Source organism: Nocardioides sp. NPDC047086, from assembly GCF_040643685.1.
In the GTDB taxonomy this organism is placed as follows: Bacteria; Actinomycetota; Actinomycetes; order Propionibacteriales; family Nocardioidaceae; genus Nocardioides.
Map to the genome: position 1 here is coordinate 64,589 of NZ_JBEYUV010000006.1, position 18,054 is coordinate 82,642.

Sequence of the window (18,054 nt, forward strand, 5' to 3'; positions counted from 1 at the left end):
CGGAAGAGGAGTGAGTGTGCCCGACCAAGACATCGACACGAACGAGACGGTGTGGCGCGAGCCGACCGAGAACCACAGGGCCGGGTTCGGGGACTTCCAGAAGCAGCCGACCCCGTACGACACGTTCATGGAGTCCGAGGGCATACCGATCTTCCGCGGGCTCGGAGTGCGGACGGTCCTGGACCTGCCCAGGCAGGACTGGGAGCGCAAGGGCGGCCGCGGCAGCTACATCCAGACCTACGGCACCGAGACCAAGTGGGGTCACTTCGTCGTCGAGGTGCCCGCCGGCGGCGCCCTGAACCCCGAGAAGCACATGTTCGAGGAGATCTACCTCGCCGTCGAGGGCCGCGGGACCTGCGAGGTCTGGCAGGAGGGAGACGTGAACAAGCACGTCTTCGAGTGGCAGCGGGGGTCGATGTTCTCGATCCCGATGAACGCCTGGTTCCGTATCGTCAACGCCACCTCGAGGCCTGCCGTCCTGATGGCCGGCAACACCGCGCCCAACGTGCTCAACCAGCTCAACAACGTCGAGGCGGTCTGGAACAACCCGTTCGTCTTCCGCGACCGGTTCAGCGGGGCCGACGACTTCTTCACCTACCGCGAGGACGTCGAGCCCGACCCCGTACGCGGCCTCGCGATGCGGCGCACCAACTTCATCCCCGACGTCATCGACTGCGACCTGCCCCTCGACAACCGCCGCTCCCCCGGCTACCGGCGGGTCGAGCCGTACATGACCGATAACCAGTTCTACTACTGGATCGGCCAGCACGAGAACGGCCGCTACTCGAAGGCGCACGCCCACACCTCGGCGGCGATCCTGGTCTGCCTCAAGGGCCACGGCTACACCTACACCTGGCCCGAGCACCTCGGCCCGACGCCGTGGGCGGACGGCAACGAGGACCAGGTCCAGCGCCTCGACTACGAGCGGTTCGGGTTCATCACCGCGGCGCCCGGCGGCCAGCGGTGGTACCACCAGCACTTCAGCGCCTCCAAGGAGCCGTTCCGCCTCAGCGCCTGGTTCGGCCCGCACAACCCGGGCCGCGACCCGGGCGCCCCGGGGACCAAGCACACCGACTACACCGCCCGTGAGCTGCACGAGGGCGGCACCTCGATCGCGTACTGGATGGAGGACCCGCACATCCGCAGCGAGTACGAGGCGACGCTGGAGAAGAACGGGGTCGAGCTCCGGATGGACCCGTCGTGGTACGAGAAGCCGGCCGATGTCGAGTGGGACCCGACGACGCGACGGATGGCCGATGGCATTCAGTGAGCCCGCGGCGCCGACGCCGATCGACCACGGCGGTGGCCGGATCTTCACCAGTGGCGGGCGCAGCCTGGTGCTGGCGGACGACGAGATCCGGCTCGTCAGCGTCGGCGTCGACATCGGCTCGTCCACGACCCACATGGTGCTGTCCCGGATCGTGCTCGAGCGCCGGGACAACCGCTACCTGGTGACCCAGCGGGAGGTGACGCACGAGTCGGAGGTCCTTCTCACCCCCTACCGCACCGGCGACACCGCCGACGACACCCTCGACGGCGACGCCCTGCGCGACTTCTTCGACAAGCAGTACGCCCTCGCCGGCGTGCGGCCGGACGAGATCGACACCGGCGCCCTGATCATGACCGGCGTCGCGGTGCGGCGGCGCAACTCGCGCATCATCGCCGAGGTGTTCTCGCAGGTCGCCGGCCGGTTCGTGGCGGTCAGCGCGGGCGACGCGCTGGAGACGCGGCTGGCTGCGTTCGGGTCCGGCGCGGTGGCGCGCTCCGAGCGTCACCGCCAGCGCACGATCAACATCGACGTCGGCGGCGGTACGTCCAAGATCGCCGTGTGCCAGGACGGCGAGGTGCGGGCGCTGACCGCGATCGATGTCGGCGCACGCATCCTCGCCTTCGACACCGCGGGCCGCGTCACCCGCATCGAGGAAGCGGCCCGCCGGCTCGCAGGCGAGGCCGGTCTCGAGGTGGCGATCGGCCAGGTGCCCGATCCCGCGGGTCTGGCCCGGCTGGTCGAGCTGATGGCCGACCATCTCTTCGCCGCCATGCAGGCCGGCCCGCCGCCCGACGCGACTGCGGGGCTGCTGCGCCTGGAGCCGCTCCCGGCAGGCCCGGTGCCGGACGCGGTCTCGTTCTCCGGCGGCGTGGCCGAGTACGTCTACGGGCGCGACGCTCGCGACCACGGCGATCTCGGACGACGCCTGGCGCACGCCGTCCGGCAGCGGGTGGAGGGCTGGGGTCCCGAGCTCCAGGTGGCCGAGCAGGGCATCCGGGCCACCGTCGTCGGCGCCTCGCAGTACACCGTGCAGGTCAGCGGCACCACGATCTTCGTGGAGCCCGCCTCGCTGCTGCCGCTGCGCAACATACCCGTGCTCACGCCGCGGCTGCCGCTGAGCAGCGAGCGGCTCGACGCCGACGAGATCGCGCAGGCCGTACGCGAGGCGCTGCGGCAGTTCGACACGATGACGCCGGACCAGCCCGTCGCACTGTGCTACCGCTGGGAGGGCTCGGCCACGTTCAGCCGGCTCGACGCGTTCTGCCGCGGCGTCGTCGCGGGCATGGCCGAGCACACCGCCGACGGGCTCCCGCTGGTGCTGGCCGGCGAGGGCGACGTCGGCGGGCTGGTCGGCATCCACATCGACGAGGAGCTGGACCTGTCCCTACCGGTGGTCTCCATCGACGGCCTCACTCTCCAGGCCTTCGACTTCATCGACATCGGCGAGCTGCTGGCCGCCTCGGGTGCCGTGCCGGTCGTGATCAAGTCACTGGTCTTCCCGGCCACGGCGGCGCTGGGTCGCGACGGGGTCTCCCCCGCCTGAGCGTCACTCGCTGACCGGCACCTGCACGCTCACGCGGAGCTTGGCGGCGAACGCGGTGAGCGCGGCCCGCAGGTCGAGCTCGCGGTGGCGGCGTACGCGGACCTCGCCCGGCTGGATCATCAGGGGGCTGGCAGCGTCCTGGGTGTAGAGCTGGTTCATGGTTTCCTCCGCTTTCCGGCCCGGATCTCAGGCACACGAAAACGGTAACCCCGCAATGGTCTTACCAATAGATCAGCGGCGACGTGTGCTTGCTCACGTCGCCGAACTCAGTCGAGCATCCGGTCACCGAAGACCAGCGACTTGATGGTCACCGGGACGGTGCCCGACGGCTGACGGACGCGACCCAGGTCGACGTAGTCGAAGTCGCGCAGCTGCAGCCCGTCCAGGACGAGCAGACCGCCGGTGACACCGAGCTCGTCGCGCAGGATCCGGCCGAGGGTGAGACCGATGTCGGCGTCGAGGACCAGGTAGCTCGCGCAGCCGTGCTCGAGCCGGGCCTCCAGACCGTCGCGAACCCCTTCGGCGAGGGCGCGCAGCCGAGGGTACGCCGGAGCGCCGTGCCAGGTCAGGGCCAGCGCGATGTCGTCGTCGAGCCCGACTCCGAAGGCTGCCAGGTGATCGCGGATCGCGGCCGCGATCGTGGCGGCGTCGACCGGTGCCATCGAGTCCTCGGCCAGCGGGTAGGACGGGGCGACGACCTGGAGGTTGCGCCGCGGCAGCAGGGTCTCGGCATCCTCGCGGTGGGTGCTGATGCCACTGAGCTGGACGGTGTACTCCGAGGCCCCGAGGACGGTCGCCCGGATCCGCTCGGCGGCCGGCAGCAGGCGTACGCCGGTGGCGTCGACCCGCTCGCGCAGGAATGTGCCGAGGCGCCGGCCGAGGTCGCCGAAGTCGCGGGTCTCGGTGCCGTAGACGTACTCCCCCACGCCGCCGGAGAAGACCAGCCCGTCCACCGTGGCCAGGTCGACGGGGAGCGGGTCGGTGAGCCACAGGTCGGGGTCGCCCGCACCGTCGAGCAGCGCGAGCACGGCGTCAGCCATCTCCTCGGCCACCGCGGTCAGACCGGCCTCGTCCACCTGGCCACCCGGCTCCAGGCGGATCCCGGCGGCGGCGCCGTGGCGCCGGCCGGCCGGCTCCAGGCGGGTGATCCGGCCGGCGTCGTGGGCGAGCAGCCGCCCGCCCACGTGCAGCGCAGCGGTGGCCAGGACCCGGCCGTCCTCGACCAGGCTCAGCTTGGTGGTGCCACCACCGATGTCGACGTTGAGCAGCCGGGTGCCGAGGTCGTGGGAGGTCCGCACCGCCCCCGAGCCGTACGCCGCGAGCATCGCCTCCATGTGGTGGCCGGCCGTGGCACAGACCAGGTCTCCGGCCCGCTCGGCGACCACCGTCCCGATCGCCTCGGAGTTCTCCCGGCGCAGCGCCTCGCCGGTCAGGATCACCACCCCGGTGTCGATCTCCTCGGGGTTCAGCCCCGCCTGCCCGTACGCCTTGTCGAGCAGCTCGCCGAGCTCGGCGGCGTCGATGGTGAGGTCGGCGGCGTACGGGGTGAGATAGAGCTCGGACTGGTAGAGCGTGTCCCGCTCGACCACGATGTAGCGGCTGGTCAGGTCCTCGCCCTTGCGCCGCAGGACCAGGCGGGAGAAGGCCACCTGGGTCCCGGCGGACCCGATGTCCACCCCCACGCTGAGCATCTCGACGTTGTCGCGCTGCCAGATCGGGTTGTCCGCGAAGGCAGCGGCCAGATCGCGGGCGTCGAGCTCGTGGTCGTGTCCATGACCATGTCCGTGGCCGTGCTCATGACCGTGCTCGTGATCGTGCTCGTGGTGATGCTCAGCGTGAGGGTGGTTCATCGGGTTGCTCTCACTCCCCCTGCTTCGGTGGGAGGTCGGCGAGCTCGGCCTCGTACGCCGCGTCCATCTGCGGGGTCAGCCCGTTCTCGGCCAGGGCCTTGGAGAAGGTGTCGCGCACGAGCGGCGACTCGTCGGCGTAGTCGATCTGGTCGCCGCCGATGCGCCGGCTGATCCAGGCCTTCGGGACACCCTGGGCGTTGCGGATGGAGACCACCTCGTGCTTGAACGCGAGGTAGCGGGCCGGCTCGGAGCCGGTGTTGAAGTGCTGGTGGTACCACATGTTCGGCGGCACGATCATCGAGCCGGCCTTCCACTCGTAGCGCTTCGGCTCCTCGCCCTCGGGCCACATCAGCGAGTAGCCCTCCCCCGAGAGGATGATGACGTGGGCGCCCGGTCCGTGCCGGTGGCCCTTCTTGTACGTCGCGGGCGGGAACTGCGAGATGTGGCTGTTCATCGAGCCGCGCGCCATCGAGAACCGGATGTGGCCGCCGCCGGCGCCACGCTCCTTGGCGTGGATCAGCGGGAGGCTGACCGAGTCCCACACGAAGTTGGTCTTCAGCAGCAGACCGTCCTGCTCGTCCTTGTTGTCGAAGTAGTCCGGCTCGCCGTTGAACCGCGACGGGAAGTCGTAGGAGGTGTTGAAGACGAACTCGGGGTCGTCGTACATGTTGATGATCGGCGGGGCGTTGGTCGAGGAGACGAACCGGGCCACCTCGGTGCCGGAGCCGTTGAAGTGCTGGTGGACCGTGTTCAGGGGGATCGCGAAGATCGAGCCGGGGCCCCACTCGAAGGTCACCTTGCTGCCCGCGTCGTTCCACACCGAGGTCGAGCCGTGGCCCGAGAGCACCAGGATCATCTCCTCGAAGAGCTGACGCTGGGGCTCGAGCGCGCCGCCGGCCGGAATCTCGGCGACGTAGCAGTCGTTGGAGGTCCGGGAGGCCTCGTGGTTGATGAAGACACCACGGCCCCCACGGCGGGCCCACGGCTTGAGCTCGACGGTCTTGAGGTCCTCGACGTAATGGGCGGCGATGATGTCCAGACCCTCGTCAGCGACCCACCGGACGTACGGGCTGTCCTTCTCGGTCTTGAACTTCTTCGCCAGATCGTCGGAGACGATTGCGTCCTTGGCCACTGTCATTCCTCTTTCACTTCGGTGGATGGATCAAGCGTTGGGTGGATCAGGCCTGTTGGGGTTCGGGGGTCTTCGCCCCCGCGTACTCACGGACGACGTTGGCGCGCGGTAAGAAGCCCAGGGCGTACGCGGCAGTCAGGACCCCGCCCGCGGTGAGTGCCGTGGCCGGGCCGAGCGAGGCGGCGACCTTGCCCATCAGCGCGTCCCCGAGAGCGGGACCACCGCGTGAGGCCATCTGGTAGATCGAGCTGACCCGGCCACGCACCTCGTCGGGCGTCTCCAGCTGGACGGCCGCGTGCCGGATGGTGGTCGTGACCGCGTCGAAGGCGCCGAGCAGCAAGCAGGCCGGTAGCGCGACCCAGAACAGCCCGGCATGCGCGAGCAGGATCGCCGCTCCGCCGTACATCACGGTCGCCGCCAGCAGGATCCGGCCGAGCCGGTCGCTCCTGGAGACGAGCTTGAAGATCGTGTACGAGGCCAGCAACGCACCGGCCGAGGGAGCCGCCGCCAGGATGCCGTAGCCGGACGGGCCCACGTGCAGGATCTCGGTGGCCACCGCCGGCAGCAGCACCCGATAGGCGCTGAACAGCGTCGCGGACAGGTCCAGCGACATCAGCATCCAGATGATGGTGCGGCCCTTGATGTAGGCCACGCCCTCCTTCATCTGATGAAGGATCGACTCGTGCTTCGGCGAGCCCGGCAGGCGGGGGACCTTGATGAACGCCAGCACGATCACCATCGCGCAGTAGGACAGTGCGTCGAAGCCGTACATCAGCGCCGGGCCACCCAGCGCGATGAGCAGGCCGCCCAGGCCCGGACCGACCAGGACCGCCAGCTCTCGGGAGGGGTTGAGCAGGGCGAACGCCTGCGGCAGCTGCTCGCGCGGCACCATCGCCGGGATGAGCGCCTGCCGGGTCGGTGAGTCGAAGGTCGCCGCAGCGGTCAACAGGATGACCGCCAGGTAGATGAGCCAGACGCTCACCGTGCCGGTGGCGGTCAGGATCGTCAGCCCCACCGCGACCACCATGGCGAGCGCCTGCGCGGCCTGCAGCAGCCTGCGGCGGTCCAGCCGGTCGGCGTAGACACCGCCGACCGGCGAGAGCACCAGCAGTGCGACCGCCTGGGCGGCCCCCACGAGACCGGTCTGCGCGTAGGACCCCGTCAGCTGGTAGACGTGGTACAGGACGGCAGCGATGGTCCCGCGGGTGCCGATCTCCGAGAGGATGACCCCACCCCAATAGAGGTTGAAGCCGCGGTGCCGGAGGACGTCAGGAAGCGCCAAGACAGCGATCTCAGTCGACCGGGACGAGGGAGATCTTGTCCGCCTCCAGATGGAGGTACACCTCGGTGCCCGGCGCCACCGAGACCGAGGGCACCGTACGCGCCCGGATCTCGGTCTTGCCGATCCCGACGACATGGTCGACCGCGTCGCCCAGGAACGCGCGCGTGGCGACCTTGCCCCGCCAGACGTTCTCCGCGAGCGCCGGACGCTCGATCGAGATCCCGACCGCCTCCGGCCGGATCGAGGCGACGACCCGGGTGCCGGTGGGCACCGAGGCGGTGCTGGCCAGGTTGAGGCTGCCCTCGTTGGTCTCGACGGTGTACGCCTCGCCGGCGCGGTGGGAGACGGTCGCCTCGATGAAGTTCGAGGTGCCGATGAACTCCGCGACGAACTGGCTGTTCGGGTTCTCGTAGATCTCGCGCGGCTTGCCCAGCTGCATCACCTCGCCGGCCTTCATGACCGCGATGTTGCTGGAGAGCGAGAGCGCCTCCACCTGGTCGTGGGTGACGTAGATCGAGGTGATGCCGAGATCGCGCTGGAGCCGCTTGAGCTCGAAGCGCAGCGACTCGCGCAGCTTGGCGTCCAGGTTGGACAACGGCTCGTCGAGGAGCAGCAGCTCGGGCTCGATGATGATGCCGCGGCCCAGCGCCAGGCGCTGCTGCTGTCCGCCGGACAGCTTGGTCGCCTGACGGTCGGCGTACTGCCGCAGCTCGAGCGTCTCGAGCACCCGGTTGACCCGGTTCTCGATCTCCTTCTTGCTGGGACGCTTGCTGCGCGGCATGACCTGCAGCGGGAACGCGACGTTGTCGAAGACGGTCATGTGCGGCCAGATCGCGTACGACTGGAAGACCATCCCGAGGCCGCGCTGGTTGGCCGGCACGTTGACGGTCTTGGCACCGGCGCCGGCGGCGAAGAAGGTCTTGCCGCCGACGGTGATCCTGCCGCTGTCCGGCTTCTCGAGGCCGGCGATCGAGCGCAGGGTCGTGGTCTTGCCGCAGCCCGAGGGACCGAGCAGGGTGAACATCTCCCCCTGCTTGACCTCGAAGCTGACGTCGTTGATGGCGAAGACGCTGTTCGCCGTCTTCTCCTTGGTCTTCTCGCCGGGGAAGCTCTTGACGAGGCTGGTGATTTCCAACATGAGTGTGTTTTCCTCTCAGAACCGGTCGGGTCAGTCCTGCTGGAGGCCGACCTTGGCCCCGAGCTTGTAGGCGATGGATACGAGGGCGACCAGCGTCGCCACCATGAGCACACCGATCGCGGAGACGACTGCCATGGAGCCGTTCTCCCACTCCTCCCAGATCACGATGCCCAGCACCTCGCTGCCCGAGGTGTAGAGCAGGATCGAGCTGGAGAGCTCGCGGAAGGAGACGACCAGGATGTAGATCCAGCCCGAGAGCAGGCCCGGCATCAGCAGTGGGAGCAGGACCCTGCGGAACGTCTGCCACCAGGTGGCACCGCTCATGTAGGCGGACTCCTCCAGCTCCGCACCGATCTGGTGCTGGGACGTGGCCGCGTAGCGCATGCCGTACGGCATGTAGCGGGTGAAGTAGGCGATGCCCAGCAGCCACAGCGTGCCGTACACCCCGATCGGGAAGTTCAGGTACGTGACCAGGAGGGCCACGCCCATGATCAGACCGGGGATGGTCAGCGGAACGAACGTGAACGCGTCGATCAGCTGCCGCCCGGGGATCCTGGTCCGCACCGTGATCCACGAGGCGACGGCCATGAACGCCATCACCACCGTCGCCGAGCCGACACCGAGGATCAGGGAGTTCTTCAGCGCCCGCAGCACCGTCGGGTTCTCGAGCACGTCGCGGAAGTTGTCGAGCGTGAACGTCCGGAACGCCTCCATCGACGGCAGCTGGTAGTAGGGCTGGAAGGAGCAGTACAGCAGGACCAGCAGCGGCAGCACCACGGCGATCAGGAAGTAGGCGATCACGACGGCGCCGGCGATCGGACGGTACTTCCCCAGCTCGATCGGACGCGGCCGGAAGGCCTTGCCGGTCACGGTCTGGTAGCTCTTGGAGCCCCGGCCGATCAGGTTGGAGAAGGTGACCCCGATCAGTGCCAGCGCCAGCAGTCCGACCGCGAGCGCGCCGGCCGTGTCGTACCCGATCGGCCAGCCGCGCAGCTCGAAGTAGATCTGGCTGGTGAAGACGTAGATGTTGGCCGGTACGCCCAGCAGAGCCGGGACCTCGAAGCTCTCCAGGCTGCGGACCGTCATGATCAGCATCGCGCCGACGATCGCGGGCAGGATCAGCGGGAGGGTGATCCGGCGGATGATGGTGGTCCGGGAGGCGCCCGACATCAACGCGGACTCCTCGAGCGAGGGGTCCATCGCCCGGAACGCCGCGACCATCAGCAGGAAGACGATCGGCGAGAGGTGCAGCCCCTCGACCCAGATCATCCCCCACACGCTCTCGATGTTGAAGAAGCCCTCACCGATGAACGGCAGCTTCTCCAGGTAGCGGTTGAGCAGGCCGATGTCGGTGTCGGCGAGCAGGATCCAGGAGACCGTGTAGAGGATCCCGGGAATGACCAGCGGGATGATCGAAGACGCGAAGAACAGCGACTTGAACGGCACGTCGGTCCGCACGATCAGGTACGCCAGGCCGGTGCCCACGATCAGGGACAGGATCGCCGAGCCGAAGGCGAACCACAAGGACGTTCCGACGAGCGAGAACAGCTTGGAGTCGCCGTAGGCCTCCTGGAACGCACCGAGGGTGAACTGTCCGGTGTCGGGGTCGAGGAAGGTGACCTGCAGCAGGTACCACAGGGGCACCACACCGAACCAGAAGATCACCGCGGCGACCAGCACCAGGATCAGGGTCTTCGGGGTCAGGATCCGCTTCAGCAGGGAGGGGGTTCCGCTGTCGGCGCCGGGGTCCTCCGGCTTCCGCAGGGGTTTCGGCACCACCTCGTCGGCGGGAGCCGTGGTCGTCATGCGCCAGCACCTCCGGCGCCGCGGAGCAGGTCGTCGTACGCCTTGGTCCACTTCTCGTTCTGGTTGACCATCTCATCGGTGTCCACGGGGATCACCTCGACTCCTTCCATCGGGTCGTCCGAGCCCTCGGGCACGATCGCGGGCGTGAGGCCCAGGTCGACGAGGATCTTCTGACCCTCCTCGAGCATCCAGTCGGCGAAGAGCATCGCGGCCGCGGGGTGCGAGGCGTTGCGGACCAGGCCGAAGCCGTTGGGGCGCGCGATCGCCGGCTCCGCGATCGGCTCATAGGCCAGCGGAGCACCCGAGTTGATCTTCTGCTGGACGATGTAGGTGTAGTTCGTCGCCGCCACGTCGAACTTCCCCGAGACGTGCAGGTCGGCCATGGTCGTGTGACCCTTCTGGACCTCGGCACCGTCGACCATGTCGGCGAAGATCTTGTCGATCTCCTCGTCCGACTTGCCGTGCTCCTGCCAGTAGCCGTAGAGGGTCAGGTACCAGTCGTAGTCCGAGAGCTCCATCGCCAGCCGGCCGTCCCACTTCGGGTCGGCCAGGTCCTCCCAGCTCTTGGGGGCCCCCTCGGCGCTGACGGCGGTGGTGTTCCAGCTCGGCGCGAAGATGTTGTAGCGGGTGGCGGTCCAGTTCTCGAACTGGCCCTCCTTGCCCACCATGTCCCGGCGCGCACCCGAATACTCGGCCAGGGCTCCTTCGCCGTTGAGCGCAAACAGCTCCAGCGCGTTGGTCTCGACGATGTCCGCGCCCGCGTAGTTGGAGCTGTACTCCTTGAGCACCTTCGTGAGCACGGTGGTGGACTCGGCGCGAGTCAGGTCGACCGCGACGTCGAAGTCGGCCTCGAACTGCTTCTCCAACAGGAGCGCGATGTCGTCGGTCATCGAGGTGTAGATGGTGAGCTCACCCTCCTTCTCGGCGGCCTCGACCAGCTTGTCGCGACGCTCCTGGCCGTCGAGGGCGGCCATCTCCTCGAACACGGTTTCCGCTTCGGTGGGTTCACCGGACTTCTGTCCCCCACTGACAGGGGAACCGCAAGCCGTGGCAAACATCAAAGTCGCTGCAGTCACAGCGGCGACACAGGCGAGTCTGGGTCTCAATTGGGGCGCTCCTTGATTCGTCGCCTGACCCTCTTACGGGATGATGGTCAGACCATTAGCACTATGTGTAACACACCACAGCGCCGGTGTGAAGCCCGTCACGGACTCTTAACCCAGCCAGCTCGGACCATGGTCGGCGTCTCTTATTGCCGGAGCAACCGATTCTTTTGCTGGACGGAAGCGGCGCCCCAGGTGTCGAGGTGTACTGTGAACCTACAGACCATTGGCCCAATCGCGTCTCGGGAACTCCGCGACGAGCCCACAGGAGGGATCCCCCTTGCCAACCTCGAGTTCAGGCACAGCCGGCGTCGAGATGTTCGCCCCGGTCAGCGTCGACCGGGTCTCGCAGGTGATCGTCGACCAGATCAAGCTGCTCATCCGTGACGGCCGGCTCACCCCCGGAGACCGCCTGCCCAGCGAGCGTGACCTGTGCCAGCGCTTCGGCGTCAGCCGGGTGACCGTGCGCGAGGCGCTCCGCGTCCTGGAGGCCAGCGGCCTCGTCGAGATCCGAGTCGGCGCCCGCGGTGGGGCGTTCGTCACCGCGCCGTCCACCGAGCGTCTCAGCGCAGGTCTCGCGGACCTGCTCTCGCTCGCCCCGCTGACCGGCTCCAACGTCACCGAGGCCCGCAAGGTCGTCGAGATCGGCATCCTGCCGCTGGTCGTGGAGCGTGCCACCGAGGAGGACGTCACCGATCTCCTCGCGATCATCGACGAGGCCGAGGCCGCGCTCGCCGCGGGCGAGTACACCATGGGGCTCTCGGCCGCCTTCCACGTCCGGGTCGCCGGCTGCACCCATAACCCGGCGATCGAGATGCTCGTGCACAGCTTCCACGGCCCGATCCTGATGTCGCTGCGCCAGGCACAGATGGCGGCGCCCACGATGGGCCACAAGGGCACCGAGGAGCACCGAGCGCTCGTCGAGGCGATCAAGGCGCACGACGTCGACGCGGCCGTCGCGGTGATGAGCACGCACCTCGAACGCACCGCGGAGCGCACGGCTGAGGACGCTCAGGACTGAGCGGAGGCGGCCGGGTCGGGCGACTGCGCCGGCCCGGCACGGAGTCGGCGCAGCGTCGGCGCGACCAGCGTCGCCGCGCAGATGGCGGTCACCGACGCGACCGCCATCCCGGCGCGCGCTCCCCACTGGTCGCAGATCCAGCCGATCAACGGCATGCCCAGCGGGGTGGTGCCGAGGAACACGAAGCCGTGCAGGGCCATCACGCGCCCGTGCATGCTCGGCTCCGTCCCCAGCTGGAGCAGGGTCTTGGACAGGGTGTTGAACGCCAGGTTGGCGATCCCCATCACCAGAACGGCGCACATCGCGACCCATAGCCAGGGCGAGACCGCCACCAGCGCGTTCGCGACCCCGAACGCGAAACCGGCCAGCAGCAGCCGCCAGCTGCTGACCCGTTCGGTGGCCGCGGTGCCGAGCGCGCCGATCACAGCCCCGATGCCGAGTGCCGAGGTCAGCCAGCCGTAGGTCTGCGAGTCGCCGTGGAAGGTCTCCTTGGCGAGCACGGGCAGCACGGCCCGGAAGTTCTGCCCGAACAGTGCGATGGCGGCGACCAGGATCATGCATGCCCGCAGCTCGGCATGGGAGAAGACGTACGCAAGGCCGTCGCGTACGCGGCCGGGCCGTCGTTCCGCGCGCTCGGTGGCCGAGCTGCGGGTGTCGATGAGGAGCAGCCCCCAGATCACCGGGACGAAGGAGGCGGCGTTGATGGCGAACGCCCAGCCCGCCCCGGCGACGGCGATCAGCGTCCCGGCGACAGCGGGACCGACCAGTCGGCCGAGGTTGTGCACCGTCGAGGCGAGCGCCTGGGCGTTGACGTAGTCCTGCGGCCGGGTCACCTCCGCGACGAAGGCGTGCCGGGCCGGGTTGTCGAAGACGGTCACGAAGCCGAGTGCGAGCGAGAGCCCGAAGACCATCCACAGCTCGACGGCGCCGGTGAGCACGACCGCCGCCAGTGCGACCGCGAGCACCAGGCTGGCCGCCTGGGTGCAGATGATGACCTTGCGGCGGTCCCAGCGGTCGACGACGGCACCGCCCCACAGCCCGAAGAGCAGGACCGGCAGGAACTGCAGCGCCGCGGCGACCCCGACGTCGACCGCGTCCCCGGTCAGGTCGAGGACCAGCCAGTCCTGCGCGACCCGCTGCATCCAGGTGCCGATCGTGCTGACCGAGTGGCCGGTGATGAAGAGCCGATAGTTGCGGTGCCCGAGCGAGCGCAGCGCCCATGGCCAGCGCCCGCTCCGCGACTCCGACTCACTCACGGATCGCCTGCCTCTCGTGGTCGGACGCGGAGAGCGCCCCACGCAACCGGGTGACGGTCAGCGCCGGTGCGGTCACCAGGAGGCCGGCCACGCCGATCGCGGCCGACAGCGGTATCGCGAGCACCAGGCCGGCGACCCCGAACGGCGCCACGAAGAGCGCGGCCGCCCGGAAGGTACCGGCCACGGCGATCGCCTCACCACGCTCCTCGGGATGGACCGAGTCCGACGCGATCGCCGGACCCAGCGTCTGCAGCGTTCCCGAAGCCAGCCCGGAGACACCGAGCGCCACCCCGGCCAGCCAGGCGTTGCCGGCGAGGAAGCCGACCACCCCCAGGCTCACTCCCGTGACGACGGTGCACACGGCGAACGCCCGGGACAGCGCCGCGCGGGACGTCCTCCCGGCGATCGCGGAGCCGCCGACAGAGGTCGCGTTGGCGACCGCGACCAGGGCACCGACCACGGTCGAGGTGTGCCCCGCATGGGTCAGCACCACAGGGACGTAGGAGCCGACCAGGCCGCGCCAGGCGCCGGCGGTGACACCCGCCCAGCAGCCCGCCGCCACACCGGGGCGACGCCACAGCTGTCCCCCGCCGGCATCCTTGACCCGGCGGAACGGACGCAACCGGTCCATGAAGACGGTCGGCACCAGGGCGAGCGCCGACATCGCGGCACCCCACCCCAAGGCGTACGCCGGGCTGCGGGCGGCCAGCACGCCGGCCAGCAGCGGGCCCAGGAGCAGCCCCACGTTCGAGACGAAGTTGACCGCCGCCAGCGACTTCACCGAGGAGCCCTCGCGGCGGACGGCGTGGGTCTGGCTGCCCGTCCAGAAGCAGGCGCGCGCGACGCCCTGCAGCAGCTGGGCCACGACGAACGGCACCACCGCGGCACTCACCGCGACCATGGCGTTCGAGGCGGCCAGGACGACGGTCGCGCCGGCGACGAGGGTCCAGTCCGGCAGGACGCGCATCACCACGCCCAGCCCGAGGCGCGAGACCATCTGCGCGATCGCCGAGACCGCGGTGAGGACGCCGATCTGAACCGCGTCGTAGCCGGCCTCGATCGCCAGCAGCGGGAGCGCGACCGAGGCGAGGCCGAGGGCACAGGAGAAGAGGGCGGCGCCCCCCGCTGCGGCGAGTGTGTCGCGCGTCGGGAGGCGCCGGGGGTACCGGTGGGTCGTCACCGGGGCCGGTCAGGCCTGGCTCTCGGCGAGCTCACGGTCGCCGGCGTACTCGGGGGCATCCTCGAAGAAGTGGATGTTGTCGTACCCGAGCGAGCGGAAGAGCCGGTTCTGCGACTGGAAGAGGCGCACCTCCTCGCCGTCACCGGCGAAGATCTGCACCACGTGGTTCTGCGGCACGTAGATGGTGTCGCCCTCGACGAAGTCGTAGCGCTTGGGCTCGAGCGCGATGCGCGCGTAGTACTTCTCGGCGATCTCGGCCTCGACCTCCCACATCAGGAAGTGGCCGCTGCCCTTGAGCACGTAGAAGACCTCGTCGGCCATCTTCCAGTACTTGCCCGAGCGGCTGCCCGGGGTGATGGCGAGCTCGTAGGAGTCGGTGCTGTGGATGCGGCCGTCGGTCTTCTCCGGCGCGGCGATGATGCGCTGGTTGCCGAGCGGGGTGACCTCCCAGATGGTGTCCTCGGGACCGACGACCTTCTTGCGGTCGAGCACACCCGGGGTCCAGACCCGGCCCCACTCCTCGCGCGGGCCGAACTCCTCGGGACGGTCGATGGGGCCGCTGCGGCCCTGCTGGATCAGACCCATGAACATCCAGGTGCTCTTCGCCTTGACGACGAGGGCCCGGGCCGTCTCGTCGTAGGGGTTGTAGTGGCGGTGCACCGAGTCGGTGTGGACGTAGACGAGGTCGTCCTTCTTCCAGTCGTAGCGCTGGTCGTCGTGGATCTCGTAGCCCTTGCCCTCGAGGATGTAGAAGGCGGCCTCGTTCTGATGGCCGTGGCCGTGGTTCGCCGACCGCGGCGGCAGCTCCACGAAGTGCACGTGGATGGTCTGGGTGAGGAACTCCTCGTCGCCGGGCCCGATGCGCCACCAGGTCTTGGACTCGGCACTGTCGCCGGAGTGACCGACCTTCGCGTCGTCGGTGACGTACTCGTCGTTGCGGACGCGGTCGTAGGAGAGCTGCTTCTGTCGGAACTCGTTGAGCCCGTAGGTCGCGGAGTCGAGTCCGCGAACGAAAGTACGCAGCTTCTTGGCCATGCATTTCCTCCTGCCGTCGGTGCCATGACAGACGTCAGGTCGTCGGTCGACCTGATGCGCACTGCAATGCATAATGGACTGACCATTAATCTATGCGTGATCGGCGCCACTGTCCACCCCATCGCCAGAAGGATGCGGTTCCATGCCCTGGTTCACCTCCCCCACCCATCTCGCCGAAGAGCTCGGCTCGGCGGGCTACCTCGCCGACGCGGCGACCACGACCACCGCCTACCTCGCCGGCGCGCTCGAGAAGCCGCTGCTGCTGGAGGGGCCCGCCGGCGTGGGCAAGACCGAGCTGGCGAAGGCGGTCGCCCGCGCCGCCGGGGCCGACCTGATCCGGCTGCAGTGCTACGAAGGCGTCGACGAGGCCCGCGCGCTCTACGAGTGGAACTACAAGAAGCAGCTGCTCGCGATCCAGGCCTCCGACCGGACCCAGACCTGGGAGGAGACCCACGACGAGATCTTCACCGAGGAGTTCCTGCTACCCCGGCCGCTGCTGGACGCGATCCGGCGCGACCGGCGCACGGTGCTGCTCATCGACGAGGTCGACAAGACCGACGTCGAGGTCGAGGGCCTGCTGCTGGAGGTGCTGAGCGAGTTCCAGGTCACGATCCCCGAGCTGGGCACCGTCACCGCGACCAGGCGCCCCTACGTCGTGCTCACCTCGAACGCGAGCAGGGAGCTGTCCGAGGCGGTCAAGCGGCGGTGTCTCTATCTGTACCTCGACTACCCCGACGCCCGGCGCGAGCTCGAGATCGTACGCAGCCATGTGCCCGGCCTGGACGAGCGGATCGCCGCCCGGATCGTGCGAACGGTCGGGCGGCTGCGCGAGCTGTCACTGAAGAAGGCGCCGTCCATCACCGAGACCGTCGACTGGGCGCGGACGCTGGTCGCGCTGGAGCTGCGCACGCTCGACGAGGCGGCGATCATCGCCACGTTGGGCGCGGTGCTCAAGCACCGGTCCGACCAGGAACGAGCCCTCGAGGTACTCACCGGCGGAGCGCCCGGGTGAGCCGGGACGCGGCCGGTTCGGGGGTGCTGGCACGGCACCTGGAGCTCGTCCGCGCGCTCCGCGCCGCCGGGCTGCCGGTCTCGCTCTCCGAGGACCTGGACGCGGTGACCGCGCTGGGCCGGGTCGCCTGGGGCGACCGGGCGACGGTTCGCGATGCGTACGCGGCCACGCTGGTCAAGAAGCACTCCCAGCGACCCACGTTCGACGCCCTCTTCGACGCCTACTTCCCGGCCATGGTCGGCGACGGCACCGGCACCGGCGTTGCCTTCGCCGCCGACCGGCCGCAGGAGAAGCCCGTCGGCGACAACCTCGACGTGCTCGAGACGATGCGGCGCCGGATCCGGCGGGCCCTGCGTGAGTCCGATCTCGACGACCAGCTGCTGCGACAGCTGGCTGCCGAGTCGGTCGGCCGGTTCGGCACCGACCCCGGGCGCGCGAACGGGGCCTCGCCGTGGTCGGCGTACGAGACGCTGCAGCGTCTCGACGTCCAGCAGCTCGTCGACCAGCTGGTCGCCGGGCTGGTCGGAGACGGTGTCGAGCGGGAGGAGGCCGACGCCTTCGCCCAGCGCCGGCTGAGCGAGTTCGTCTCCGCCGTGCACGCCGACATCGACCGGCGCACCACCGAGCGCGAGGGTCCCGACCGCCGGGCCGCCGAACAGGTGCGCCCGACGATCGAGAAGCTGGCCTTCACCCAGGCGCGGTACGCCGACCTGGCCTCGATGCGCCGCGAGGTCTACCCGCTGGCGCGTCGGCTGGCGACCCGGATGGCCAAGGAGCGGCGCAGCCTCGGCGGCGGTCCGGTCGACTTCCGCCGGACGATCCGGGCCTCGATGGCCACCGGCGGGGTGCCTCTGACCACCCACCACCGACCGAAGCGGCCGCACCGTACCGACCTCGTCGTGCTGTGCGACGTCAGTGGGTCGGTGGCCCACTTCGCCCGCTTCACGCTGATGTTCGTGTACGCCCTGCGCGAGGCATTCCGGGGCATGCGCGCGTACACGTTCGTCGACGACATCCAGGAGGTCACCGAGCTGCTGCGCCCGGAGGCGGACCCGGCGGAGGTGATCGCCGGGCTCGCGGGCAGCACCCGCGAGGCGGTGCTGGCGGGACGTACCCACTACGGCCGGGTCTTCGAGCGCTTCGCGGCCGAGCACGGCCAGGTGCTGGGGCCGCGGACGACGCTGCTGATCCTCGGGGACGCGCGCTCGAACTACTCCACGCTCGGCGACGCGACCCTGCGAGAGCTCGCCGCAGCCGCGAAACGCACGATCTGGCTCAACCCCGAGCCCCGACGGACCTGGGGCGTCGGAGACTCCGCGGCGACCGTCTATGCGGACATCGTCGAGATGGCCGAGTGCCGCGACCTCGAGCAGCTCGCGGCCTTCGTCCACGACCTTCTCTGAGGATCCACTGCGGCCCATCCACT

15 protein-coding genes are annotated in these 18,054 nt (G+C 69.4%); 5 read left to right on the forward strand and 10 right to left on the reverse strand.

From position 1 onward, the window contains the following. The first annotated feature begins 16 nt into the window (after nt 1-16). Both ABZ796_RS06730 and ABZ796_RS06735 read left to right on the forward strand, forming a co-directional pair. Nucleotides 17-1,270 (forward strand): hypothetical protein, encoded by a 1,254-nt coding sequence (locus ABZ796_RS06730; RefSeq protein WP_357335611.1) that lies wholly within the window; start codon nt 17-19, stop codon nt 1,268-1,270. Further along, nucleotides 1,257-2,813, forward strand: coding sequence for an ethanolamine ammonia-lyase reactivating factor EutA (locus ABZ796_RS06735; RefSeq protein ID WP_357335612.1), 1,557 nt, complete (start codon nt 1,257-1,259; stop codon nt 2,811-2,813). The genes ABZ796_RS06730 and ABZ796_RS06735 overlap by 14 nt, the downstream gene beginning before the upstream one ends. Nucleotides 2,814-2,816: 3 nt before the next feature. On the opposite strand, the gene ABZ796_RS06740 is transcribed toward ABZ796_RS06735, so the two are convergent. The 7 genes from ABZ796_RS06740 to ABZ796_RS06770 all read right to left on the reverse strand — a co-directional run bounded on the left by ABZ796_RS06740 (nt 2,817) and on the right by ABZ796_RS06770 (nt 11,007). After that, nucleotides 2,817-2,972: a hypothetical protein gene (locus ABZ796_RS06740; RefSeq protein WP_357335614.1), complete on the reverse strand. Its 156-nt coding sequence runs from the start codon at nt 2,970-2,972 to the stop codon at nt 2,817-2,819. Between the two features lie 107 nt (nt 2,973-3,079). Continuing rightward, nucleotides 3,080-4,663, reverse strand: a complete 1,584-nt coding sequence (locus tag ABZ796_RS06745) for an ethanolamine ammonia-lyase reactivating factor EutA (protein WP_357335615.1) — start codon at nt 4,661-4,663, stop codon at nt 3,080-3,082. A gap of 10 nt (nt 4,664-4,673) precedes the next feature. Beyond that, nucleotides 4,674-5,795 carry a hypothetical protein gene (locus ABZ796_RS06750; protein ID WP_357335616.1) on the reverse strand — a complete coding sequence of 374 codons (1,122 nt, stop codon included), beginning with the start codon at nt 5,793-5,795 and terminating at the stop codon, nt 4,674-4,676. A gap of 46 nt (nt 5,796-5,841) precedes the next feature. Next, nucleotides 5,842-7,077 carry an MFS transporter gene (locus ABZ796_RS06755; RefSeq protein WP_357335618.1) on the reverse strand — a complete coding sequence of 412 codons (1,236 nt, stop codon included), beginning with the start codon at nt 7,075-7,077 and terminating at the stop codon, nt 5,842-5,844. 10 nt (nt 7,078-7,087) lie between these two features. After that, nucleotides 7,088-8,215, reverse strand: a complete 1,128-nt coding sequence (locus ABZ796_RS06760) for an ABC transporter ATP-binding protein (RefSeq protein ID WP_357335620.1) — start codon at nt 8,213-8,215, stop codon at nt 7,088-7,090. Between the two features lie 30 nt (nt 8,216-8,245). Further along, a complete protein-coding gene (locus tag ABZ796_RS06765; protein ID WP_357335621.1) occupies nt 8,246-10,021 on the reverse strand; it encodes an iron ABC transporter permease in 1,776 nt (591 codons plus the stop codon). After that, nucleotides 10,018-11,007: an ABC transporter substrate-binding protein gene (locus ABZ796_RS06770; RefSeq protein WP_357335623.1), complete on the reverse strand. Its 990-nt coding sequence runs from the start codon at nt 11,005-11,007 to the stop codon at nt 10,018-10,020. The genes ABZ796_RS06765 and ABZ796_RS06770 overlap by 4 nt, the downstream gene beginning before the upstream one ends. A 397-nt stretch (nt 11,008-11,404) precedes the next feature. Here ABZ796_RS06770 and ABZ796_RS06775 point away from each other — a divergent pair, with 397 nt between their 5' ends. After that, nucleotides 11,405-12,145 carry a FadR/GntR family transcriptional regulator gene (locus ABZ796_RS06775; RefSeq protein ID WP_357335624.1) on the forward strand — a complete coding sequence of 247 codons (741 nt, stop codon included), beginning with the start codon at nt 11,405-11,407 and terminating at the stop codon, nt 12,143-12,145. Here ABZ796_RS06775 and ABZ796_RS06780 read toward each other — a convergent pair. From ABZ796_RS06780 to ABZ796_RS06790, 3 genes are read right to left on the reverse strand one after another with little or no spacing between them, the layout of a single operon-like run. Beyond that, nucleotides 12,136-13,401, reverse strand: coding sequence for an MFS transporter (locus ABZ796_RS06780; RefSeq protein WP_357335626.1), 1,266 nt, complete (start codon nt 13,399-13,401; stop codon nt 12,136-12,138). The genes ABZ796_RS06775 and ABZ796_RS06780 overlap by 10 nt on opposite strands. Continuing rightward, nucleotides 13,394-14,581 carry an MFS transporter gene (locus ABZ796_RS06785; protein ID WP_357335628.1) on the reverse strand — a complete coding sequence of 396 codons (1,188 nt, stop codon included), beginning with the start codon at nt 14,579-14,581 and terminating at the stop codon, nt 13,394-13,396. Before ABZ796_RS06785 ends, ABZ796_RS06780 begins: the two co-directional genes overlap by 8 nt. Before the next feature lie 9 nt (nt 14,582-14,590). Next, the gene (locus tag ABZ796_RS06790; RefSeq protein ID WP_357335629.1) at nt 14,591-15,616 is read right to left on the reverse strand and encodes a cupin domain-containing protein; all 1,026 of its coding nucleotides are present in this window, start codon (nt 15,614-15,616) and stop codon (nt 14,591-14,593) included. 142 nt (nt 15,617-15,758) lie between these two features. On the opposite strand from ABZ796_RS06790, the gene ABZ796_RS06795 reads away from it, so the two are divergent. Beyond that, the gene (locus ABZ796_RS06795) at nt 15,759-16,628 is read left to right on the forward strand and encodes a MoxR family ATPase (RefSeq protein ID WP_357335631.1); all 870 of its coding nucleotides are present in this window, start codon (nt 15,759-15,761) and stop codon (nt 16,626-16,628) included. Further along, a complete protein-coding gene (locus ABZ796_RS06800) occupies nt 16,625-18,031 on the forward strand; it encodes a VWA domain-containing protein (RefSeq protein WP_357335632.1) in 1,407 nt (468 codons plus the stop codon). Before ABZ796_RS06795 ends, ABZ796_RS06800 begins: the two co-directional genes overlap by 4 nt. Nucleotides 18,032-18,054: the final 23 nt, after the last annotated feature.

Excerpts from the sequence above, each read along its gene's own strand:
- ABZ796_RS06735 (WP_357335612.1), top strand. The coding sequence starts at position 1,257 with ATGGCATTCAGTGAGCCCGCGGCGCCGACGCCGATCGACCACGGCGGT.
- ABZ796_RS06740 (WP_357335614.1), bottom strand. The coding sequence starts at position 2,972 with ATGAACCAGCTCTACACCCAGGACGCTGCCAGCCCCCTGATGATCCAG.
- ABZ796_RS06745 (WP_357335615.1), bottom strand. The coding sequence starts at position 4,663 with ATGAACCACCCTCACGCTGAGCATCACCACGAGCACGATCACGAGCAC.
- ABZ796_RS06760 (WP_357335620.1), bottom strand. The coding sequence starts at position 8,215 with ATGTTGGAAATCACCAGCCTCGTCAAGAGCTTCCCCGGCGAGAAGACC.
- ABZ796_RS06765 (WP_357335621.1), bottom strand. The coding sequence starts at position 10,021 with ATGACGACCACGGCTCCCGCCGACGAGGTGGTGCCGAAACCCCTGCGG.
- ABZ796_RS06790 (WP_357335629.1), bottom strand. The coding sequence starts at position 15,616 with ATGGCCAAGAAGCTGCGTACTTTCGTTCGCGGACTCGACTCCGCGACC.
- ABZ796_RS06795 (WP_357335631.1), top strand. The coding sequence starts at position 15,759 with ATGCCCTGGTTCACCTCCCCCACCCATCTCGCCGAAGAGCTCGGCTCG.